This is a genomic window from Arthrobacter sp. TMN-50 (assembly GCF_054511125.1).
Window position 1 is genome coordinate 341,212 of sequence record NZ_JBTNDG010000001.1, and the last position, 22,132, is coordinate 363,343.

Annotated in this window: 19 protein-coding genes; 10 read left to right on the forward strand and 9 right to left on the reverse strand. The window is 64.7% G+C overall.

Features of this window, described 5'->3' with window-relative positions; all coding sequences use genetic code 11:
• Nucleotides 1-42: 42 nt before the first annotated feature.
• A complete protein-coding gene (locus ACX80A_RS01625) occupies nucleotides 43-1,305 on the reverse strand; it encodes an MFS transporter (protein WP_459257952.1) in 1,263 nt (420 codons plus the stop codon).
• A 137-nt stretch (nucleotides 1,306-1,442) separates the two neighbouring features.
• On the opposite strand from ACX80A_RS01625, the gene ACX80A_RS01630 reads away from it, so the two are divergent.
• The 5 genes from ACX80A_RS01630 to ACX80A_RS01650 all read left to right on the forward strand — a co-directional run bounded on the left by ACX80A_RS01630 (nucleotide 1,443) and on the right by ACX80A_RS01650 (nucleotide 5,300).
• On the forward strand, nucleotides 1,443-1,916 hold the full coding sequence (locus tag ACX80A_RS01630) for an Lrp/AsnC family transcriptional regulator (RefSeq protein ID WP_459257953.1): 474 nt from the start codon (nucleotides 1,443-1,445) through the stop codon (nucleotides 1,914-1,916).
• 52 nt (nucleotides 1,917-1,968) lie between these two features.
• A complete protein-coding gene (locus tag ACX80A_RS01635; RefSeq protein ID WP_459257954.1) occupies nucleotides 1,969-2,415 on the forward strand; it encodes a hypothetical protein in 447 nt (148 codons plus the stop codon).
• A complete protein-coding gene (locus ACX80A_RS01640) occupies nucleotides 2,339-4,063 on the forward strand; it encodes a sensor histidine kinase (RefSeq protein ID WP_459257955.1) in 1,725 nt (574 codons plus the stop codon). The genes ACX80A_RS01635 and ACX80A_RS01640 overlap by 77 nt, the downstream gene beginning before the upstream one ends.
• Nucleotides 4,060-4,731, forward strand: a complete 672-nt coding sequence (locus tag ACX80A_RS01645; RefSeq protein ID WP_459257956.1) for a response regulator transcription factor — start codon at nucleotides 4,060-4,062, stop codon at nucleotides 4,729-4,731. Before ACX80A_RS01640 ends, ACX80A_RS01645 begins: the two co-directional genes overlap by 4 nt.
• Before the next feature lie 329 nt (nucleotides 4,732-5,060).
• Nucleotides 5,061-5,300 carry a hypothetical protein gene (locus ACX80A_RS01650; RefSeq protein ID WP_459257957.1) on the forward strand — a complete coding sequence of 80 codons (240 nt, stop codon included), beginning with the start codon at nucleotides 5,061-5,063 and terminating at the stop codon, nucleotides 5,298-5,300.
• A gap of 186 nt (nucleotides 5,301-5,486) precedes the next feature.
• On the opposite strand, the gene ACX80A_RS01655 is transcribed toward ACX80A_RS01650, so the two are convergent.
• Genes ACX80A_RS01655 through galU form a run of 4 tightly spaced genes read right to left on the reverse strand, consistent with a single transcriptional unit; the run spans nucleotide 5,487 to nucleotide 9,325 of the window.
• Nucleotides 5,487-6,773: a phosphotransferase gene (locus ACX80A_RS01655; RefSeq protein ID WP_459257958.1), complete on the reverse strand. Its 1,287-nt coding sequence runs from the start codon at nucleotides 6,771-6,773 to the stop codon at nucleotides 5,487-5,489.
• Nucleotides 6,745-7,710 (reverse strand): hypothetical protein, encoded by a 966-nt coding sequence (locus ACX80A_RS01660; RefSeq protein ID WP_459257959.1) that lies wholly within the window; start codon nucleotides 7,708-7,710, stop codon nucleotides 6,745-6,747. The genes ACX80A_RS01655 and ACX80A_RS01660 overlap by 29 nt, the downstream gene beginning before the upstream one ends.
• A gap of 28 nt (nucleotides 7,711-7,738) precedes the next feature.
• Nucleotides 7,739-8,419, reverse strand: a complete 681-nt coding sequence (locus tag ACX80A_RS01665; protein ID WP_459257960.1) for a GNAT family N-acetyltransferase — start codon at nucleotides 8,417-8,419, stop codon at nucleotides 7,739-7,741.
• Nucleotides 8,420-8,428: 9 nt separating this feature from the next.
• On the reverse strand, nucleotides 8,429-9,325 hold the full coding sequence (galU, locus tag ACX80A_RS01670) for a UTP--glucose-1-phosphate uridylyltransferase GalU (protein ID WP_459257961.1): 897 nt from the start codon (nucleotides 9,323-9,325) through the stop codon (nucleotides 8,429-8,431).
• An 87-nt stretch (nucleotides 9,326-9,412) separates the two neighbouring features.
• Between galU and ACX80A_RS01675 the strand changes: the two genes are divergently transcribed.
• The 3 genes from ACX80A_RS01675 to cpaB all read left to right on the forward strand — a co-directional run bounded on the left by ACX80A_RS01675 (nucleotide 9,413) and on the right by cpaB (nucleotide 11,309).
• On the forward strand, nucleotides 9,413-10,060 hold the full coding sequence (locus ACX80A_RS01675; RefSeq protein WP_459257962.1) for a 5-formyltetrahydrofolate cyclo-ligase: 648 nt from the start codon (nucleotides 9,413-9,415) through the stop codon (nucleotides 10,058-10,060).
• Between the two features lie 87 nt (nucleotides 10,061-10,147).
• Nucleotides 10,148-10,513 carry an FmdB family zinc ribbon protein gene (locus tag ACX80A_RS01680; protein ID WP_459257963.1) on the forward strand — a complete coding sequence of 122 codons (366 nt, stop codon included), beginning with the start codon at nucleotides 10,148-10,150 and terminating at the stop codon, nucleotides 10,511-10,513.
• A 94-nt stretch (nucleotides 10,514-10,607) separates the two neighbouring features.
• Nucleotides 10,608-11,309: a Flp pilus assembly protein CpaB gene (gene cpaB, locus ACX80A_RS01685; RefSeq protein ID WP_459257964.1), complete on the forward strand. Its 702-nt coding sequence runs from the start codon at nucleotides 10,608-10,610 to the stop codon at nucleotides 11,307-11,309.
• A 37-nt stretch (nucleotides 11,310-11,346) separates the two neighbouring features.
• Here the strand turns inward: cpaB and ACX80A_RS01690 are convergent, their stop codons facing one another.
• From ACX80A_RS01690 to ACX80A_RS01705, 4 genes are all read right to left on the reverse strand, one after another.
• Nucleotides 11,347-15,366: a DUF4011 domain-containing protein gene (locus ACX80A_RS01690; protein ID WP_459257965.1), complete on the reverse strand. Its 4,020-nt coding sequence runs from the start codon at nucleotides 15,364-15,366 to the stop codon at nucleotides 11,347-11,349.
• A gap of 91 nt (nucleotides 15,367-15,457) precedes the next feature.
• Nucleotides 15,458-17,065: a glutamine-hydrolyzing GMP synthase gene (gene guaA / locus ACX80A_RS01695; protein WP_459258343.1), complete on the reverse strand. Its 1,608-nt coding sequence runs from the start codon at nucleotides 17,063-17,065 to the stop codon at nucleotides 15,458-15,460.
• Nucleotides 17,066-17,159: 94 nt separating this feature from the next.
• Nucleotides 17,160-17,648: a DUF3817 domain-containing protein gene (locus tag ACX80A_RS01700; RefSeq protein ID WP_459257966.1), complete on the reverse strand. Its 489-nt coding sequence runs from the start codon at nucleotides 17,646-17,648 to the stop codon at nucleotides 17,160-17,162.
• Nucleotides 17,645-18,475: an SURF1 family protein gene (locus tag ACX80A_RS01705; protein WP_459257967.1), complete on the reverse strand. Its 831-nt coding sequence runs from the start codon at nucleotides 18,473-18,475 to the stop codon at nucleotides 17,645-17,647. The genes ACX80A_RS01700 and ACX80A_RS01705 overlap by 4 nt, the downstream gene beginning before the upstream one ends.
• A 128-nt stretch (nucleotides 18,476-18,603) precedes the next feature.
• Between ACX80A_RS01705 and ACX80A_RS01710 the strand changes: the two genes are divergently transcribed.
• Nucleotides 18,604-20,325: an ABC transporter ATP-binding protein gene (locus ACX80A_RS01710; protein ID WP_459257968.1), complete on the forward strand. Its 1,722-nt coding sequence runs from the start codon at nucleotides 18,604-18,606 to the stop codon at nucleotides 20,323-20,325.
• Nucleotides 20,318-22,084: an ABC transporter ATP-binding protein gene (locus ACX80A_RS01715; RefSeq protein WP_459257969.1), complete on the forward strand. Its 1,767-nt coding sequence runs from the start codon at nucleotides 20,318-20,320 to the stop codon at nucleotides 22,082-22,084. The genes ACX80A_RS01710 and ACX80A_RS01715 overlap by 8 nt, the downstream gene beginning before the upstream one ends.
• Nucleotides 22,085-22,132: the final 48 nt, after the last annotated feature.

Here is a 22,132-nt window from a genome sequence, read left to right on the forward strand (position 1 = left end):
CGTGGAGCACCCCGCCGCGCAGCAAGGGAGCTGACGGTTGGGTTATAGCCGATTGATTGACCGCATCGCGGGGGAAGCGAATGTGCGGCGCAGGCTTACCGCTGCCAGCGTCAGGGAGGCGAGCGCTATCAGGCCAGCGAACCCTGCCACCGATAGATCTAGTCCCCACACCTGCACGGCCGCCCCCAGGCCAATTACCGGAAGGGCGCTTCCCAGGTATGTCATGACATACAGGGTGCTGATGATCTGCGCGTGCTGCGAGGTTTCCACCTGCAGGGATACCTCGTTAAAGACAATACGGAACGCCACGCCCTGCCCCGCGCCAGCGGCCACGCACGCCAGCACCAGGAGCGGCACGCTATTGAAGGCGCCAGCTACTGGGATCAGCGCGACCGCCACACCCAGCAGCGTCAATCCGCATCCTACGATGTGCCTGCCCCGGACCTTCATCAACTGACTGAGCGCAGACGCCGCCAGAACCAGAGCTGACAGCAGACCGATCAACGGTCGGGAATCAATCCCAGCCAGCGAGGCAAAGTAGGTGGGAGCCAGGCTGAGAGTGAATCCAAAAACGGCGAAGCTGAGAAACCCTACCGCTGAGGCGGCCCAAAAGGCTCGCCCTGCTGCCCTCGACACCGCGGGACGGCGTGGCCTCAACACGCTCAGCCGGGAAGCCTCCGAGGCTGAATGAATGGCCGGCCGTGCCTTCAGCGTCAACAGGGGAATCAAGAGCACTAGCAGCACCGCCGAATAAAGGGTGAACGGTGTGCGAGTGGGATCCGGGAGGAGGGACAACACACCACCAATCACCGGACCCGCCGCAACACCGCCGGCTGAAGCCAGGAGCGTAAACCGCGAGGCCCAATCCGGTCGATGAGGCAACAGATCGCGCAGCGCAGCCGAACTGGCACCCGTCGCCAAGGCCACCGCCGCACCCTGCAGACAGCGTCCCAGCACAAGCGTGGGCAAGGAGGAAGCAGCGGCAAAGACGCTGGCACCGGCAAACCCGATCACGATGGCGAGCACCAGGGCGGCGCGCCGACCCACGTGATCCGACCAATGGCCCACCAGGAGTAGGCCAATCACCAGCGTCACCACATAGGCAGAAAAGGCCACAGTGACCTCCAGTGGAGAGATGCCAAGTTCGACCTGCAGCAAAGGGTAAAGCGGCGTCGCGAGGTTCGCACCGATCAGCAACGTCGAGATCACCACCGCAGCAAGAATCAGCCGGCTCCTCACCGACGCATCCCAACTCCAGCGCGGCTTGTCGGATGGCTTCATCCGCAGCTCGCTGAGCACACTCACGCTAACTCCAGACAGTAGAACAAACAGCGCATATTTCCCTTATTCTCCGGCTTAGCGGTTAATGAGGATTACCTGAGAGAGTAAAATTGAACGAAATAGTCAATTTACTGTTCCGTTTTTGAAGGGAAGTGCTCGCGATGAGTAAGTTGGACCTCGTCGACCTCCGGCTCCTTCTGGAGCTAGTCCGCGATCCACGGGCTCAGATCGGGGAACTCAGCGACCTCCTCGGGGTGGCCCGCAACACTGCCCAATCACGGATTCGACGTCTGCTCCGCTCCGGAACTCTCAGGTCGAGCGGCCGGGAGCTCGATCTGGAGGCCCTCAGCTACGACGTCGCCGCCTTTGTCACCATCGAAGTGGCACACCGCGAACTCGACGGCGTCATCTCGGGCCTCCGCCGCCTCCATCAGGTGCTCGAGGTGCATGAGATTTCCGGACGGGGCGATATCTGGTGCCGGGTCACCGCGACCGACACCCATCATCTGCAATCCGCGTTGCGATCGATTCTCCGCATCAAGGGTGTAATCCGCACCGAGACGGTCCTTGCCTTGCACGAGCACATTCCTTATCGCACTGAACCGCTGCTGCGGATCCTCGCCGGGGAACTGTAATTTTTGGCCCAACTCTCATGTGCGTCTCATCTCCAGGGGGGATACTGAGACCATGAAGTCCTCGGTGCTCCCCGCCTGGTTGGTGGGTGCGGTGTGCGCCGGGGGTTTGGCAGCCGCCGGCGCGGGACTGGTTGGTGCCCTGCACGATCCCGTCCCCGAAGACCTCGGATCCTCGGTGGTCGAGATTTCCCCCTCCTCGCCGCCCCCGGCGCCAACCACCCCGTCGCCGTCGCCGTCGGACACTGCAGAGGCCGCGGACGACGGCGCCTCGTCTGATCCGGCTCCCCCACCAACATCGGATGCTCCCGCACCCCCGGAAGTCGTCCCCGCACCACTGCCGATTCCCGGCGGCGGTGACGACGGCTCCGACGACCTCCTGGATGACGACGGGGGCTTCTACGAAGGCTGGGATGACAACGGCGGTGACGACAACGGCGGTGACGACAACGGCGGTGACGACGACAGTGGTGACGGCGGCGGTGGCGATGGGGACGACTAAGCCGTTGCGCAGCCCAGGCGCGGACGTTCTTCGACCCTCATCCGACCAGCAGCCGCAAGCACCGGCCAGTCAGCCGCAACCCGCCTCCCGGTTTCCCCGCGCGGCCTTCGCGCTCAAAGCCGATCAGCCATCGACACCCGAGAGCCGGGACACCGCGGCGCCCTCTCCCCGGCGGGGGCAGCGCATGTGGGCGCGGATCATCTCAGCGCTGCGGGGTTATTGGACGGTCAGGACTCGGGTACTCGGCGCTGTGCTCGCGTTGTCTGCCCTGGGTTTGTTGGTGGCGGGCTCCGCCGCATACGCATTGCAACGTAGCGATATCAATGCCGATATGGATGATTCACTGGAACGCAACTTTCTCGAATTCGAGTCCCTCCTGGATACCGGCATTGACCCGACGACGCGCGAGGACTTCACCGAGGCCGAAGAGCTCATCTACGTTGCCATGCAGCGCACCCTCCCAGCGCCAAACGAAGGCATGTTGGGCATGCGAAACGGTGACGTGGTACTGCTCGCCAATCCTGCAGTGCAGCTTCGGCTTGAGGAGGACCGGGAACTGGTCGACTATATAGCCACCCAGGCGGACCAGTCGCGGGTGCGTGTCTCAAGCATTTCCACGGCCGAAACTACGTACCGTGCACTGATCGTCCCCATTCAGTTGTCGGCTGATTCCTCCCCCAGCCAATATGTTCTAGCCTTCGACGCGCGGGCCGAGCACAGGCAACTCAACCAGACCTTTGCTGCTTTTGCCCTGATCAGTTTCGGTACCCTGGTCTTCATCGGCGTAGTTGGCTGGCTGTTGGTCGGCAACCTTCTCCTGCCGATCCGACTGCTGCGTGACACCGCGCAACGCATCGGAGATTCGGACCTTTCGGAACGGATACCCGTGTCGGGCAACGACGATCTGTCGGAGCTTACCCGGACCGTCAACGCAATGCTTGAACGGCTCGAAGGGTCCTTTACCTCACAGCGTCAGCTTCTCGACGACGTCGGCCACGAACTGCGAACACCCATCACCATTGTGCAGGGACACCTCGAACTACAGGACTCCGGCGATCCCACCGATGTCGCCACAGTGCGTGGAATAGCCTTGGATGAACTGGATCGGATGCGGCTATTGGTGGATGATCTGGTCACGCTCGCCGGGATCACCCGGCCTGGATTTGTGCGCCAGGACCTGGTAGCTGTCGGACGTCTGACTGACGAGGTGCTGGATAAGGCGCGCCCCCTGGGATCCCGACGTTGGACCATCGATGCCCGGGCCGAATCCACCTGCCTCCTCGACTCCCGGCGAATTACCCAGGCGTGGCTGCAGCTCGTCGTCAACGCAGTGAAATTCTCGGGCGACGGGTCGACCATTGCAGTGGGCTCACGGCTGGACCCCAACGGCTTGGCGCTCTGGGTGCGAGATGAGGGAATCGGAGTTCCGGTGGAGGATCAGGGCCGAATTTTTGACCGGTTTGCGCGGGGCGCGCATGGTCGGCGGACCGAAGGTTCAGGTCTTGGCTTGACGATCGTCAATGCCATTGTCGGCGCCCATGGCGGTACGGTCCGCCTGGAATCCGTCCGCGGTAGAGGGTCCACATTCACCATGGTGCTGCCGCTCGATCAGCGGGCAACAGACAAATCAGAGGAAGTAAAAGATTGAGCCAGATCCTAATTGTCGAGGATGAGGACCGCATCAGCTCGTTTGTTGCAAAAGGACTACGGTCAGCAGGATACGCGCCAACTGTCGCCGACAACGGCAGGGACGGCTACCATCTGGCCCAGACCGGGGATTTTGAGCTGATCGTCCTGGACCTAGGGCTACCGGACCAGGATGGGTTCACGGTGTTGCGGCGCCTTCGGGAATCGAAGAACACCACACCGGTCATTATTTTGTCTGCCAGGAGTTCGGTCGACGACACCGTTGCGGGGCTGGAAGGCGGTGCCGACGACTACATGGCCAAGCCATTTCGATTCGAGGAATTGCTCGCCCGGGTGCGCCTGCGGCTGCGCCAGGAGACGCCCAATGGTGACAGTTCCGTGTTGACCCATCAGGATTTACAGCTCGATCTCCGGACCCGACGCGCTGCCGTCAGTGGCAAGGAAGTTGACCTGTCAGCGCGAGAGTTTGCCTTGGCTGAGGCATTTCTGCGGAACCCCGGACAAGTGCTGAGCCGCGAACAACTGCTCTCCCGGGTCTGGGGCTACGATTTCGATCCAGGGTCCAACGTGGTGGACGTGTACGTGCGTTATCTTCGGAACAAGCTCGGTGCGCAACGCTTCACCACTGTCCGAGGCATAGGATACCGGCTGACCTCGAACGAATCCTGAACGGTCCCAAACGCGAAAAAACGGCGGCGGCGGTGTTGGAACTCCGGAATGCTAGGGGAACACTCCGGAGTCCCGGCGACGAGAGCTGGTTCCAACACCGTGGACCGGCCCTGTAGTCGAATTAGCCTCCACTGGAGGCACTAGGAGCAGACGCGCCGCTGGCATCCGAATAGTTAGCGCCCCCTGTCCCGTCCGAGGGCGGAACCGGTGCTGGGGCCGGAACCACCACGGGCGCCGGGGCTGGTGCGGGCGCTGGGGCCGGGGCTAGCGCCGGGCCTGGCGCTGCGGCCGGCGCGGGGGCTGGGTCCTGCTCAGGCGCGGGAGCGGGCGTGGGCGACACCGGCGGCGACACTGATGCCGCGCTGACGGCCGTCGGCGCCGAGGCTTCGGTGGTGCGAGGCGAGGGAGATGGTGCAGGCGCGGGCGAGGGGTCCCCACTATCCGGGACGATGGCTTTTCTGTCGGCATCGTCGCTGGGCTGCCGACTATCGCCGGACGCCGTCCTATCGCCGGTGGACATCCCGACATCAGTCCGGTTGATGCTGGAGCCAAGATCCACGGGGGCGTGAGTGCTGTCAGCGACAGCGACGCCCAAACCGAGTGCCATTACGCTCAACGAGCCAGTGGCGATCCAGATGTTTCGCTTCTGCACGGTGAGGTCCTTTCTCGATCCACGATAAATGGTGCTACAGACCACTGTGCACGGCGATTGTGAGACGGAAAGGAGCTGACCATGAGAGATCTCTCACAATTGGTTAGCCCTGGAGTGCCAGCGCCTGATCGGCGAGGCTCTCCGCAACGGCGAGACGTTGCAGGGCGTCGGCCCGCCAGGAGGTCGGGTCTCGCTCCGTCGCTCGATGTTTTGCCCCGGCAACGAGGGTCAGCGCCACCCCCGCGGCGCGACCCCGGAGTGCTACCGGAGGCACTTCCCGATCAAAGGCCGCCAGGAAGCGCTGCAGAGCGTGCGGGATATGGACGTAGCGGCTATCCACGGCGGGCAGTACCGCCAGGTGTCCGATGAAGCAGGCCAAATCATCCACCAACAGCCCGGGGCCGAGGGCATCGACGTCGAGCAGTCCTGAAACGCGCCCACTGGTCACAAGAAGGTTTGCCTCGTAGAAGTCACCATGCGAGGGAACTCTGGGACCGGCATCTACCTCTGTGACCAGCCGGTGTACCTTCGCGGCAAGGGCCGAGATCCTCGACTCTTCGCTGGGCAGCACGGCTGCCGCTGCCCGGGCATAATCCTTGACGCGCGCGGCCCATGCCGGACGCTCCGGGAGTTGCATCGCCCCAACAGGGATTTTCCGGAGCAGGTCCACAAGGGTTCGGGGCTGAAGCGATCGCGCCCCGTCACTCATGAGCAGTTCGGCCAGCGGCGTGCCGGCCGCCGGGTGCATCGCCAGGACATCGCGGGCTGGCACCCCAATCAATGCTGGCGCTGGGATGCCCGCACCGATCAATAGCCGATGGCGCCCAGCGAGCTGGGCGCCCTGCCCGCTGCGAAGCACCTTGAGGTAGCGGCGCTCGACGCCGAAATCAGCGGTCAGGACTGCCCGGCGGAGCGGCCGGTAGCTGACGGTCGCGAGGTCGGGCAGTGTCGCGTCCGAAGGTTCAGCAATCTGGACGCCAGCGAAGAGCGCGCTACCCACTGAGGCGGCATCGCAAGCCCAGGACAATCCTGGCAACAGTGGGTCGTTGGGGTGCCGCCACACGGTGAGCGTGGTGCCGCCGTCGGGACTGCTGAGTTGGACGGTGGCTGGGGTGTTCGCTGGCACCAGGGCCGTACTGATGCACAGGAACTCGGTGGTGGCGAGACCGTTTTCCGCGTCCGTCTGGACCTGGTAGATACCGGTTGCCCCGGCCCCAGGACGGTGGTGGACCTGGACCAGCGACCAACTGATGGGCTGCTTGCCAAGGGTCGCCAGGGCAAGGCGTAGTGGTTCGGCGGCGCCGTCGCCTTCCAGCAAACGCAGTTGCTCGGCTTCGGCCCTGGAATTGGGTGTGGAGGGATTAGGCCCGGCGACGCTGCAGGACGTCATCCAGGTTCATCCTGCCGGTGGTGGGACTGGCGGCAGAGCTGCCCGATGAATGGTCTGCGTCGTCGACCATTGGCGCAGTGGCGCCCTGCTTGAGGGAAGTCTTTGACTGGGCTTTGGGTGCCTCGGGAAGTTCAAGGGGTGCTGGAGCCTGCCGTTCAGCTTTCGCTGCCGCAACGTACATTGGTTTGGGGACCTCAACGGGCTGCCATGGTGTCCCGGCCGGCTGGGCTGAGGCTTCGGCAGCCGCGGCTGGTGATCCGGCGGCTGACGGGTTAGCAGCAACGGCGAGGGCCGCCTGTCGAAGTTCGGTGGCCGTGAGGTTTGACGCTGTGGCCGACCGTTTGGCGGCTGCTGGAGTCTCGACGTCGACTGGGCCTGAACTCTCGGCGTCGAAAAGGCTGGTTTCGGGGCGCGGCGTCTGAACGACGCTGGTGGCGTGGGTGGTATTTAAACGAGCTGACATCGCGTCGGCGAAGGCAGCATCAACCTTCCGGCGCCGGTCCCGAATGGCGAGGAGGCGAAGACCCGCTACGGCGAGCAGGAACACAAGAAAAGCTACGACAGGCATGGAGCCTGGGACGACGGACAGCACCGCGAGAGGAATGCAGACGACTGCCGCCAGCAGCGCAACGGCGCCCACGATGGCTACCGAGGTGCGGTCACGCCGGATATTGAACGAGGCTCGCTCCGCCTGGCTGGTGCTGGATGTGCCAGTCCTACGGGCATGGTAGGCGTCGTTGCTGTGTCCGGACATTTCCATGATGCTCCCCTGAGAGACTTGACTCTCGGCTGTTGCGGGCGGAACTAGGGCAGAGGTGGCAACCGGCTCGACCAGCAATGCTGGCCTGCGGATACGAAGAACGTAGGGGGCAACCCAGATCAGCCAGAGACCGACGATTGCGGCAAGCACCACCGAGCTGTTCATAGAGAAGTCCACGTCTAAAACGGTAGGGCGTTTACCCTGCTCAGGAGAGTATTGCCGGGGGTGTGTCGTCGCCGGGACGGCGCACACCCGGTGCGCTGGGACCCAACGACTGATGCTTCAGCCACCGAGCCAGCAATCCTTCGGGCACCTCGTCATGAGTCACCGCGAAACTCCGGTGGTCGGCCCACTGCCCGGCGATGTGCAGATAGCTTCGGCGCAGGCCTTCATCGCGGAAACCGAGCTTCTCCACCACTCGGAGACTTGCCGCATTCTCTGGTCGGATGTTGATTTCCATCCTGTGCAGGCCCAAGCTTTGGAAGCAGTAGTCGGTGACCAGGGCGACGGCGGTCGGAGCGATCCCCCGGCCAGCGCGTCGGCGATCCACCCAATATCCGAGCGTGGCGCTCATTGCCGATCCCCAGACAATTGTCGACACCGTCAGCTGGCCGACAATCACCGTTTCGCGGTGGTAGGGGCCGCGTTCCGTGATGAGAAACGGGAGGCCGGTGGCATCCCGCGCCTGCTTCCTAAGCGACCGCACCATCTCCGGGTAACTGGGCAGATAGCCCCCCGGAGCGGGATTGGAGGCCTCCCAGGGAGCCAGCCACTCGGCGTTGTGCTGCCGGACGGCCGACCACTCCTTCTTGTCCCGAAGGCGGACGGGCCGGAGCACCAGGTCACCAGTCTCGAGGGTCACCGGCCAAGTGAATTGCCCGTTCATTGGCTTGGGCTAGTCGTCCAGGGTGTGGGTAAAGCTCTTCAGCCACGCCTGAAGGTCGGGGCCGAGGTCCTCGCGCTCCGAGGCCAGCGTGACCACGGCCTTGATGTAGCTGAGCTTGTCACCGGTGTCGTAGCGTCGTCCACGGAACACCACGCCGTAGACACCCGAACCCTCGCCGTCTGCAGCGGCGAGCGTCTGCAGCGCATCGGTCAACTGGATTTCCCCGCCACGGCCTGGGCCGGTGGTTTCCAGAACATCGAAAACCCGGGGGTGCAGCACATACCTGCCGATGACAGCAAGGTTTGACGGCGCCTCATCGATGGCTGGCTTCTCGACCAGCTCGCTGACCCGGACGTAGTCTTCGCCGTCGATGGCGGAGATGTCAGCGCAGCCGTAGGCGCTGATTTGGTCCGGATCAACCTCGATCAAGGCAATCACTGATCCGCCGGTCTTTTCCTGTACCTCAATCATGGTCTGCAGCAGGACATCGCGCTCGTCAATGAGGTCATCGCCCAGCAGGACGGCGAACGGCTCCTTGCCGACATGCAACTTCGCCCGAAGTACAGCGTGCCCTAGACCCTTCGGGTCACCCTGGCGCAGGTAGTGAATGTCCCCGAGTTCGGAGGGGTATCGCACTGCTGCCAGCTTCTCAAGATCGCCCTTGGCCTCGAGCGTCTGCTCGATGAAGGGCACCCTATCGAAGTGATCCTCGAGGGAGCGCTTGTTTCGCCCGGTGATCATGAGAATATCGGTCATTCCAGCATTGACTGCCTCCTCGACGACATACTGGATGGCTGGCTTGTCCACTACCGGAAGCATTTCTTTGGGCATCGCCTTAGTGGCGGGAAGAAAGCGCGTGCCAAGTCCCGCAGCGGGGATGACAGCCTTGTTCACTCGTGAGGTCATGACACCACCCTACATAACGGCAGTGCACTGGTAGCGCCACACCGGCGGACGCCACCGGCGCGCTGGGCATCGGTAGAGTGTTCGGGTATGGAACCCACCACCCCCGCAGGGCTCAAGGAAGCGGCCCGGCAGCGGTTCCGGGCCGCACGTCAGGCGATGTCCCCGCAAGACCGCGCGCTCGCCGCCGCCGGCCTGCAGCGGCAGGTCTCTGACTGGTTGCTGGACCAGCCGGGCACGGCGTCCGGGGGGCTGGTGGCCGCCTACCTGTCGATGGCCCCGGAACCTGGAACGCTCCCGCTTCTTGAGACGCTCATCCGGGAGGGGCTGGACGTCGTCGTACCGATCTGCGAACCGGGTTATCAGCTTTCATGGTGCAGGTGGCGCCCCGGCGTCGACCTGCGTCGTAGTCCCCGTGCGCCCCTGCTTGAACCGGTAGGACAGCGCTTTCACTATGCCGAACTGCTTGAAAGCTACGGCGGGTTCGCCCTTCTCCTGGTGCCGGGCCTCGCCGTCGACCAGAGCGGCACCCGGCTCGGCCAGGGGGGCGGCTACTATGACCGGTTCCTTGCGCAGCTGCGGTCAGCGGTGCCGGACGTCCCGGCAACGGCCTACCTGTACGACCATGAACTGTTGCCGGAACAGACTCTCGCCTCCACAGCACTGGACATGCCGCTCATGGGAGCCTTCACCCCGTCCGCGTTCCACCGGATCGGGCACGGCAGTGCAGCGGTGTAGACTTGGCACTCGGGACCCTAGAGTGCCAGCCGATACCGGCTTGGGTGATCAAGCCCCAAACTTTTTAGCTTGTCCAGGAGGATTCCTTTGCCTACATACGCTTACGCCTGTAGAGACTGCGACCACGCTTTCGACGTCCACCAGGCCTTCTCTGATGACTCACTGACTGTGTGCCCATCGTGCGAGGGCTCGCTGCGCAAGAAGTTCAACAGCGTAGGGGTCGTCTTCAAGGGGTCAGGGTTCTACCGCAACGATTCCCGCGACAGCAAAAAGTCAATTGATGTGGGCGCCAGCGGCTCTGGCACAACCACGGGGGCGTCGTCCGACTCATCCGCCAAGGGTTCCGACGGCGGAAGCAGTACACCGGCCGCCGCCAAGGATGCTGCGCCCGCGGCAAACAAAGCAGCAAAGAACCCGGCTCCGACAACAAAGACCACCGCCGCCGCCAGCTAGGACTATTCCTCCACCGCGACGGGTTCTGCGGCGTGTTGTCCACATAGGCATCCCGGCTCCACCGCCGTCGCCTCCAATGTCCTAGCGTGGGTGGATGGCACCCGGAACCGATCCCCAGCGGCGCATAGGGCCACGACAGTTCCTCCGTCGGTTCGTGTTTCGCAACCGGCGGTTGTTGGCAGCCCTGCTGTTGTGCCTGGCCGCTGCGGTCACGGTTGAGGCATTGGTCCCGGCAGAACAAACACTGGTGAGTGTGGTCGCGGCTGCCGAGGATCTGCCGGTTGGCCGAGTCCTGACTGCCGATGACCTGACTACCCTGAACCTGCCACCGGAGGCTGCCCCGTCGACATCGTTCGCCGATCCCGGCGCTGTGGTAGGGGAACAGCTCGCCACTCCCCTACTGCGCGATACAGTCCTTGCACCGACGTCCTTCGTGGGACCCGGGCTTCTCACCGGTGCCCCAGCCGGGACGGTAGCCGTACCGGTGCGTCCGGCCGATCAGTCGACAGTCCGGTTAGTGTCGCCAGGCCAGCATGTGGACGTGGTGCTCAGCTCAGGGAACGGCTTTGAGGTTCCGGCAACGGCAACGGTGATCGCCAGCGGGTTGCCGGTGCTGTGGACCTCAACCTCAACAGAGGGCAGTACGCCAGCGGCCTGGCCCGGCAATGCTGGCGGTGAGGGACTGGTGGTGGTGGCCGCCGACCCGTCCTACGCAGCCGCTCTGGCAGGGTCGTCCAGCAGCGGTCAGGTCCACCTTGTGTTGACCGCCCCGCCAGCTGAGTCAGCGCTGCCCTGAGGTGCCCGGTTCCAGTCACCATTCCGGAGCGGGCTCCTCAATCCCAGTGCGGCGGGCGCTGATCCTTCAACCACGCTTCATGAGAATCGTCGCCCTCACCCCAGGAGCGCGCTTCATCCTCAGCGGCGCGCTTGGGGAGCACGCTGTCGGATGAGGAAGATCCAGCTGGGCCCACTGCCGTAGTCCCTTCGGACTCCGGGCGAGGTGGCCCCTGACTCTCCTGAACGGTCCCGCTCATGTTCGTCCTGCCCTCCTTATGCCGGCCATTCCCTGACACCTCAGCGAGGCCCAGGTAGCTACCGATCAGGTCGGCGCATCCGTTCGGATCGGTGAACACTTCAATGGTCCAGAGGGGCATGTACCGCCAGCCCATCCGTTCGAGCAACTGAGGGCGGAGCCTGCTTCGTTCCCGAACGGTCATGGTTCGGTACCGCTCGGTTCCGTCCGATTCGATGGCCATAGGCGGTGCCTGCGAACCGGTAACGATCTCGGTGTAGGACGATACGGCGGGCTGGGCAGCATCCGGTCCCGCTGTGGCAACAATGTCGAGGACCCCGTCGTAGTGATCGAACACTTGGGCGCCGCGGTCACGGAGGCGGTTCACCAGGTCGGCGACCAATGGGTCTGGGTTCACTGCGTGTGCGGTCTGCTCCGGCAGGGTGGGGACCTCCCCGGCCGGGTCAGTACCTGGCTCGCCCAACTCGCGCTCAAGCAAGCCGTAGAAGTCCAGGGCACCGTGCTCGAGCCTGGTTGGATCCAGATCCGTAGGCAGGAAACAGGTCACCACATGGAGCTGGTGGCGCGCCCTTGTCATGGCCGTCACGAAGCGCCCCCGGCCGTCGGGGCCGGACAGCTGACCGAAGTTGTGCAGTGCCCTGCCGTGGGGAGTCCTGCCGAATCCCAGGGAAAAGATCACGCAATCCCGGGTGAGTCCTGCGGCGCGTTCAACGGGCACTACCCGGAAGGATTCCCGGCCGGGAGCGAAAAAGTCGGCCGCCCACGGGAGGTCGGCCATTCGCTGTCTGATGGCCTGGCCAACGCGCCCCGCGTGGCGGGCACTGGCGGTGACGACGGCCAATGAGCTGCTGGGACGACGACGAATGTGTTCAAACACCAGGTCCACAACGTGGCTAACCTCGGCGGCAACGCTTTCCACCCCGGCCTGGTCGGCACTGGGCATCCCGGTGCCGTCTGGCAGATAGTCAACGGAAAGAGTCCGCCCCGTGCCGGCGACTTCGGCTCCATGCGGTAGCCGTGAGAGTCTGCCGTCGTAGAAGGTGTCACTGAGGTACCCGGTCAGGGCCTTGTCGACCCCGCGGTACACCTCGCTCAACGCTATGGTCGGAAGGGTAGTAGAGAGCGCGGAATAGGCGCTGGTCAGCTGGTCAGTGGCTGGCGCGGACTCAGCTCCCGCACCCACGTTGAAGGCCTGCGGACCACCGAGCCGGTCATCGCCGAAAGCGACGATCTGGCTTCCCCGCGCCAGGGCTGGAACAGCCGACTGCAGGGAAATGGATTCCGCGTCGAGGATGATGACCGCATCGAAGGTCTTGTCTGCCGGTAACACCATCGGCAACATGAGTGGGCTGGCAGCCCAGACCGGCATCAGCGCGGTCACCAGGTCATCGTCCTGCGCGCTAAGCCCCGCGAGGTCAAGCGTCCCGGTGCGGAGCAACTCCTTCAGTTTCTCGGCCTCGGCCGGGCGCGCCGCCAGAGCGGTGCGCCACCGTTCGGCAAGGGCAAACCGGAGCCGGCCAGGGCCGGAAGCGATATGCGCGTTGTCGGCCAGCCGATAGTCAGCTTCCAACCGGCGGAGGCTTTCGCCGTCGGACATTGCAAGATAGTCGTCGCCGCTGATCATCGCGTCGAGTGCCGACTGCCACCACGCGAGTTCCAGTTCGGATCCCACCTGCCGCGCTTCCACCTCGCGGCGGGCCAGGTCGTCGAGCAATTCACCCAGTCCGTGCTCCCGCATCTCGTCAAGGAGGAGCGTGCGCTCCGGGAGAGTGGCGAGGGTCTGCTTGTCCTTGGCGAGCTCGGCCAGGCGGTAACCGAGGTCGTCCAGCGGCATGGTGGCGAGATCAACATGACCGGGAGTGGTGGAGAGCACCTGGGCGAGCTCTTCCAACTCCCGCCGGATCTTGTGATGGAAACTGTTGATTTCGGCGAGACCGGTGGGTACCGCGGGGTGCCGTTCGGTAGTCGCGTAGCGGGTCCAAAGCGTCCGCTGTTGCTGGACTTCCACCAGGGACGTATGCAGGTCGGCTATGTGCACTCCCGGGCGCACATATTCCTTGGCTACCCGGCGCAGCCGTGAGCGGGTCATCGAACTCATCTCAATGGCCCGTTCGCGGCGCCAGGACGACGACGCAGTGGCGGTGATGAGGTCGGTGACCGGACGGTCAAAGATATCCGGTGTGAACTTGTCGAGGCTGGCCCTGACTGCGGCGAGAAGTTCCAGCTGTTCGCCCCACTCGGTGAACGAGCTTCCAAGGCTGATCTGGGAATGATCGGCTACGCGTAGCACTTTGTCGCGGAGCAACGGAATATCGCGTGCGAGGTCAACGGCCAGCTGGTGCGCGCGTTCGGTTTCTTTGCGGTTCAGCAGTTTCGCCCCGTACCAGGGGCTGTCGACGGCTGAGGCGCTGAAACTGCCGAGCTCGGCTGCCCTGCGGAGCCTGCCCGCCAGTTCGGCACGGTCGGGGATACTGTCCATCACGCTGCGCAGCAGGCGCACAGTGGTTGCCGGCGCGGGGTTCAGCGAAGTGAGCTCGGCGAGGGACTGCATGGCCTGGTAGGGAGAGCAACCCCAACGGCTGCGCACATTGTGCAGCGATTTCACATGATCCTGCAGCTGGTGACGGTGATCCACGAGGGTCTGGTGCAGCCCGTCCAGCTCGGGCCGGGTGGCCTTCTCATTCCGCACAATTGCGCGGATCAGTTGGTCTTTCAACTGCTGTTCGTTGATGTTGGCGTTGAGTTGCAGGACCAACGACCCGAGGTTGAGCGTGTCGAGTTCCTGGACCACCTCGTTGAGGGTGCCGCGGCGCTCCGCCACCACCAGCACGCTTTTACCCTGCTCGACTAGCGCTGCAACAGCGTTGAGCGCCGTCTGGGTTTGTCCCGAGCCGGGGGGCGCTGACACCACCAGGGAGTGTCCCTGGGCAATCTGGTCCAGCACTCGCTGCTGCGCGGAATCTGCGTCCCTGATCAACAGCTCTTCGGCTGGGTGGCGTTCGTCGATTGGGGTCTCGGCGGCCGGGATAGTGGGGACGATTGGCGCAGCGTGCCCACCCTTGGCCGCATCCATCAGCGCGGCAAGGACCGGATGGTCAGGGCGGATGGCCGGGTCGTCGGCAATATCCGCGAGATCTGCGAAGGTGGACACCAGCAGATGGTGCTCGATTGCCATCCCCCGCACCCCTTCGGTGAGCGCGCGTAGCCGGTCTAGAACTGGCAGCGGATCAAACCTGGCGGTGCCGTAGGCAAGTTTGGCCACGGCCTCAGCGTCGAAGGTCACTCCCTGGGCAGAGCGCAGGTGGCGCACCAGGGCGGGGTTCAACCGGGCGTGCTCGGTGAGCTGGAGCTCATAGTCATCCTGGGACGCGTGCACCGTCAGCGACACGGCGGTCAGGAGCACGGGTGCTGTCAACGATTCGGGCCTGCCGTCGTCGTCGACGGTCCGCCATGCGGCGGTGCCTGCCGCCAGGTACCCGACGTCGATTCCCCGCTCGGTGCCGAGCTCGTAGATCTTCGCCCGCAGCACTCGGCCCGCCTTCATCGCTGCCGCGTACTGGCCCGGGTCGCGGAGGAGCGTCGAGAGTCGAGTGCGGCGGCCCGCGAGCAGTTGGGCCAGCCCCGAAGGGTGAGCGTGGGTCAGATCAATGTTGTTGGACGCGGCCGCCGAGAAGTGGAGCAGGGTGTCAGTGCCCGCATGAGTGCCGAGCTGCTTGAGCCACGGCACCAGGAAGTTCCCAGCGGAATCCCCGGGGTCCTGCACTGACACGGTGGTCTCCTTTTCTGCGGTTATTTTCGACGATCTCGACCAGAGGGGCATGTCTTCCAAGCTATCGGACAAGGGGCGTCCGGGCGGGGCCGCAACACCGGAAACGGGTAAATACCCGTAGCCGACGACGGCCGCAGCCCGGCTACTCCCACTCGATGGTGCCGGGCGGCTTGCTGGTGATGTCCAGGACCACCCGGTTCACTCCGTCAACCTCGTTGGTGATCCGGTTTGAAATCCGGGCCAGCAAGTCGTACGGCAGACGTGACCAGTCAGCGGTCATCGCGTCCTCGCTTGAAACGGGGCGCAACACAATCGGGTGACCGTAGGTACGGCCGTCGCCCTGCACCCCGACGCTGCGGACATCAGCCAGGAGGACAACCGGCATCTGCCAGACGTCGTTATCCAGTCCCGCGGCGGTCAGCTCGGCCCGCGCGATGGCGTCGGCCCGCCGCAGTAGGTCCAGCCGCTCCTGGGTGACGTCGCCGACAATCCTGATCCCGAGACCTGGACCGGGGAACGGCTGGCGGCCGACGATTTCGGCGGGAAGCCCCAGCTGTGCTCCGACGGCGCGGACCTCATCCTTGAAGAGCGCACGGAGGGGTTCCACCAGTTCAAATTGCAGGTCCTCGGGGAGCCCCCCGACGTTGTGGTGGCTTTTGATGTTTGCGGCTCCCTCGCCGCCGCCGGATTCGACCACATCCGGGTAGAGCGTTCCCTGCACCAGGAATTTGATCTTCTCGCCGTGCGCCTGTGCCTGCGCAATGATCGCCCGCTCGGCTTCTTCGAACGCGCGAATGAACTCGCGACCGATGATCTTGCGCTTGGTTTCCGGGTCGCTGACCCCGGCGAGCGCGTCGAGGAAACGCTTCTGTTCGTTGGCTACGTGCAGGTTTACTCCGGTGGCTGCGACGAAGTCACGTTCCACCTGCTCGGCTTCACCTTCGCGCAGGAGCCCATGGTCAACGAAAACACAGGTCAGCTGGTCTCCCACCGCGCGCTGTACCAGTGCGGCGGCAACGGCGGAATCCACGCCCCCTGAAAGCCCGCAGATCACGCGGGCGTTACCCACCTGCGCCCGGATACGTTCCACCTGCTCGTCGACAATGTTGCCGGTTGTCCAATTCGCTTGGAGGCGCGCACCCTTGAAAAGGAAGTTCTCCAGCACTTGCTGCCCGTGTGCTGAATGCTTCACCTCGGGGTGCCATTGCACTCCGAAGAGGCGCCGCTCCTCGTCGGCGAACGCGGCCACCGGAGCTCCCGCGGTACTGGCCAGGACCGCGAATCCCTCGGGGGCTGACTGCACGCTGTCGCCGTGGCTCATCCACGCGTTCTGATGCTCGGGGATGCCGTCGAGCAGTGAACCGCTGGCACCGGTCGCGGCGACGTCGGTCGAGCCGTATTCCCGGAGTCCGGTCTTGGCGACCGTGCCGCCGAGGGCTGAGGCCATCGCCTGGAAGCCGTAGCAGATGCCCAGCACAGGCACGCCAGCTGCGAACAACTCAGGATCGATCCGGGGCGCTCCCTCAGCGTAGACACTTGAGGGGCCGCCAGAGAGGATGATCGCCAACGGGTTCTTCGCCAGGAGTGCTGCGGTGTCCAGGGTGTGTGGCACCACTTCCGAGTACACGTCTGCGTCTCGGACCCGGCGGGCGATCAGCTGGGCGTACTGGGCGCCGTAGTCCACCACCAGTACCGGCCGGTGGCCGGTCTCTGAATTCTTCTCGACGGAGTCAGCGGTGGAGTCGGCAATGCCTGAAATTCCGGGTCCGGGTGCGGGAATAGTCACCCGTCAACAATAGTCGCCGTCGGCCCCCGACCGCACATTACGACGAGCCCAGCAGCTCCTAGTACCGTGAGGCAGCTTCGGGGTGGGCGGCGAGTTCGCTGTCAACCTGACGGTGGATCCGGCGTTCGACGATGAAGGACAGCAGCGGCACCACCCCGCCGAGAGCCATCAGCAGGAACTGTTTGAAAGGCCAGCGCATCATTTGCCACAATCGGAAGTCGGCGATCAGGTACACCACGTACATCCACCCGTGCACGATCAGGACGGTGGTGGAGAAGTTGAATCCGGCCGCGGTGTCCGAGAATTCCTTGTCGGTAAGTGAGAACAGCCCCTCGGGGCCACCGATCATGATGTGCGACTGCATCCCGTAGGCGGCAATCATCTCCACCACCACCAACAGCAGCATGACGCCGGTAGCGTAGGCGAGGACCTTGTAGAACTTCACCGCCGAGAGGATCTGGGCGTGGGTGCCACCGAACCGCCGCTTGGGTTTTTTGGCGGTACCGGGACCGCCGCCTGCCGGGCGGTTAACGTCGGGGGTGCTCACTGTCGTACCTCATTCGTCGTTGGTTGGTGCTCAAGTGCGGTGTCATCCTCCGCCGCTTCCTGGGTGCGACGGTAATCGTCGGCTACCAGGCGCCACCAGAGAAAAAAGGCAAACCCGGCGAAGACAAACCATTCGACCGCGTAGAAAATGTTCAGCCAGTTCAGCGGAGTGTCCTGCGGCTGCGGGCCCACTGTGACGGCCTCCAGTGGCGCCTGCGGGACCTGTTCGACACCGTTGACGGTCGTGGCTGATGACACCACAAACCCGGCGAAAATTGGTCGGTCCCACCGGTTGGTCAGTTCCGCCGTCGCCAGCATGGGGATCTGCCCCGCCACCGCTCGCTCAGCGACCGGGCCCTCAGCGGGCAGTAAACGACCCACCACAACACCGGGCCCCGCCAGGTCAGGCACCCCGCCAGCTGCCGCGGCGTCCTGAACCCAGCCGTGAACCACCGGGATGACTGGGATCACCGCCTGGGAGTCGGAGCCCACCACCGGATTAGTGGCGGCGTCGTCGACGGCGAACGCCGATACCAGCCAAAACCCCCGCCGCTCCCCCTGCAGCCGGTTCTGGACGAGCACCGTCGTATCCGCGACGAATTCGCCGTCCATGGTGACCATTTGGTCGGCGATCGGCGCGGTCATTGGAATGCCAGGGCTGAACACGTCAGTCAACTGCCGAACCTGCTCGGTGGTACTCGCGGGCGGAGGCGCGTCGCCCGTGGAACTGGAGAATTGCCATTGGCTCAAAAGCACAAAGACCGCCGCAATCACCATGGCGAGGATCAACGAAAGGATCCAACGGGGTTTCAGCGCGGTTTTGAGCACCTCTTAACGGTACTTCGTCACCCTGTAGAAAACCGAATGCCCCAGTGAAACCAGGAACGCTTCCCACCGCGACCAAGTGATTGGGAAATGCCTATCACTTAGTGCAAAAGCGGCTAGGATGGTTGATCGTGCGCTCCTATCCCTATCCAGACCCCGGATCACCCGACCTCAGATCCCCCTCCCGCTATCTGCTGTGGCTGGCATCGAAGCAGAAAGCCACCCTGCTCGCCGGGGTGCTGTTCGGCACCGTCTGGATGGTCGCCCAGGCGGTGATGCCCTATGTCCTCGGCCGGGCCATCGATGAAGGGGTGGTGGCGGGGAACTTCAGCCGTCTGCTCCTCTGGGTCGGGGTTTTGATCGGCTTGACCATCCTGCAGGCAGTCGCCGGAACCCTTGAGCACCGCACGGCCATCAGCGGGTGGCTCCAGGCCGCTTTTCTCTCCATCCGGCTGATCGGGTACAAGATCACCCGCACCGGCGACGCGCTGCCGAAGAAGCTGTCCACCGGCGAAGTGGTTTCCACTGCCGCATCAGATGCCACCCGGCTCGGCGAAATCTATGCGGTATCGGCACGGCTCGCAGGCTCGGTGATGGCCTGGTTGGTGGTGTGCGTGCTCATCGAACAAACCTCCCTGCTGCTCGGGATCATCGTCCTCGTTGGCGTCCCCGCCTGCTGCGGCCTCCTCCTTTTTGTGGTCCGCCCCCTGCAGGCCCGCCAACGCGAACAACGTGAGGCGTCGGGCAAGATGACCGCCGTCGGCGCCGACACCGTAGCGGGGCTGCGGGTGCTGCGCGGGATCGGCGGCGAGCACATCTTCGTCAACCGGTACCGGGAACGGTCAGCCAAAACCAGGGATTCCGGGATCCGGGTCGCCTACTCCCTGGCCGATCTTGAAGCGTCACAGGTGTTCATTGCCGGTGCCTTCAGTGTCTTGTTCACCTGGGTCGGCGCCAACCTCGCGCTGTCGGGCGAGATCGAGCCGGGCCAACTGGTGGCGCTCTACGGTTACTCGATCTTTCTGATGACACCCATTCGAGCAGCAGCCGACAGCGTGGCCCGGTTCATCAGGGCCCATGTCGGCGCCCGGAAGATCATCGCCGTCCTCGTCGTCGAACCGGATGTGAATGACCGGGTGACTACCCTCCCAGCCCCACCCCCCGGTTCACCCCTGCATGACGCCCGCACCGGCGTCGTGATCCACCCCGGCCGGATGACAGCCGTGGTCTCGGTGGATACTGCGGCGTCGGCCGACCTGGCCACCAGGTTGGGCCGCTTCGAGGACGAAGTGCTCGAGCTCGCCGAGGTCCGCTGGGGGGCCGAGCCGCTGCAACACATCGCCCTGCAGGACATCCGCCGCCGGATTGTGGTCAGTGAGGCGAATCCGCAGCTGTTCAGCGGCTCGCTGCGCTCCCAGTTGGACCCACAGTCGAAGCATGACGACTCACGGATCCTCGCCGCCCTCGATGCCTCCAGCGGGCTGGACATCCTGGATGGTGTCGACGAGGGCCTCGATCACGAGGTGACTGAGCGCGGCAGGGGCTTCTCCGGTGGCCAGCGTCAGCGTCTCGTCCTCACCCGGGCACTCTTAACCGAGGCCGAGACCCTGGTCCTGATCGAACCGACCAGCGCCGTCGACGCTCACACTGAATCACGGATTGCTGCCCGGCTGAAGGGCGTCCGCGGTGGGGCCGATCAGACCACGGTGGTGGTCACCGCCAGCCCCCTCATGCTGGGCGTGATGGACCACGTGGTCTACCTCGAGGGCGGGCAGGTCGCCGCCGAAGGAACGCACCAGGACCTGCTGTCCAGCCACCCCGCCTACCGAAACGTGGTTATCCGAAGTGAGTGAAACAACTGTCGGCACTGATACGTCGGGGAAACTTCCCGTCGCCGAGCCAGCCCAGGTCCGCGCCGAAGCCGCGCGACTGATCAGGCACCACCGCGGCGGGCTCTCCCGCGTCGTCGCCCTCTATGTGGGTTCCGCAATCGCCGGACTGGTGGGTCCGGTGCTGCTCGGGCGGGTCGTGGACGCCGTCGTCGACGGAACCACCTCCGACTACATCGCCACTATTGCCCTGCTCATGCTCGCGTTCCTGGTTGTTCAGGCGGTCCTGCGGCGTCTGGCGGTCCGGGCCGGCATGATCTTCGGCGAAACGGTCTTTGCTGAGCTGCGCGAGGATTTCATGGAACAGGTCACCTCGCTGCCCCTGTCAACGGTGGAGAAAGCGGGGACGGGCGACCTGGTCTCCCGCACCACCAACGACGTCGATGCCGTCTCCCACACCGTGCGCTTCGGTGTCCCCCAGGTGGTGGTGTCCATCGTGACCATCCTGCTCACCACTGGAGCGGCCGTCATCACCTCGCCGGTGTTGGCCCTCGCCCTCCTTGTCGGCCTCCCCGTGCTGTACCCGGTAACCCGGTGGTACCTCAAGCGCAGCTCGGCCGGCTATCAGAAGGAGCGGGAAACCTACGCCGAGGTGAACGGCTCGATCACCGAGACCATCGAGGGTGCCCGGACCGTCGACGCCCTGGGACTCGGCGCGCTGCGCCGCGACCGCATCGACGGAGCATTGAGCGGCAGCTACCGCGCCGAGCGGTACACCCTCTGGCTTCGCACGGTCCTTCTTCCGGCAGCCGACTTCGCCTTCTGGCTGCCCGTCGCCGGGGTGCTGCTCTGGGGCGGCTGGCTCGCATCGCTCGACGTCGTCACCCCGGGCGTCGTCGCGACCGTCGCGCTGTTCGCTGTCCGCCTCATCGACCCGGTGGATCTCCTGATCATGTGGACCGACGAAATTCAGGTGGGCGCCGCGTCGCTGGCGCGCATCGTCGGGATCAAGGCGGTGCAGCCTGATCGGCACGCCACCGATCATGAACCATTGAACGAGGACATCCTGGTCTCCAAGGCACGGTACGCCTACCGGCCCGGGCACGACGTGCTGCACGGTGTTGATCTGGAGCTCCGCCGCGGTGAGAGGCTGGCGATGGTCGGTCCGTCGGGTGCGGGCAAATCGACGCTGGGACGGCTCATCGCCGGGATTCACCCGCCGACCGCCGGCGCGGTCACCGTGGGAGATGTGCCACTCGTGGACCGCCCGCTTAACGCGCTGCGCCGCGAGGTGGCACTCGTCACCCAGGAGCACCACGTGTTTGTCGGCACGCTGGCCGACAACATCCGGCTCGGCAAAGACGACGCGACAGCGCCCGAGCTAGAGCAGGCCCTGGACGACGTCGGCGCCCTCGGCTGGGCCCGCGCCCTGCCGCTTGGCCTGGAGACCGAGGTCGGGTCGGGTGCTCACGAGCTGACACCGGCCCAGGCACAGGAGCTGGCGCTCGCGCGGCTGGTCCTCGCCGACCCGCACACCCTCGTGTTGGATGAGGCGACATCGCTCATCGACCCGCAGGCTGCCCGCGATCTCGAGCGCTCACTCAACGCGGTCTTGGAGGGCAGGACCGTCGTCGCTATCGCGCACCGGCTGCATACCGCTCACGACGCCGACCGGGTCGCGGTGGTCGAAAATGGCAGGATCACCGAGCTGGGCTCACACGACGAGCTGCTTGCCCTGGACGGCTCCTATGCGGCGCTCTGGAAGTCCTGGCGCTCGGAGTAGTCTGCGGCGATTGGTCGGGCGATTGGTCGGGCGATTGGTCGGGCGATT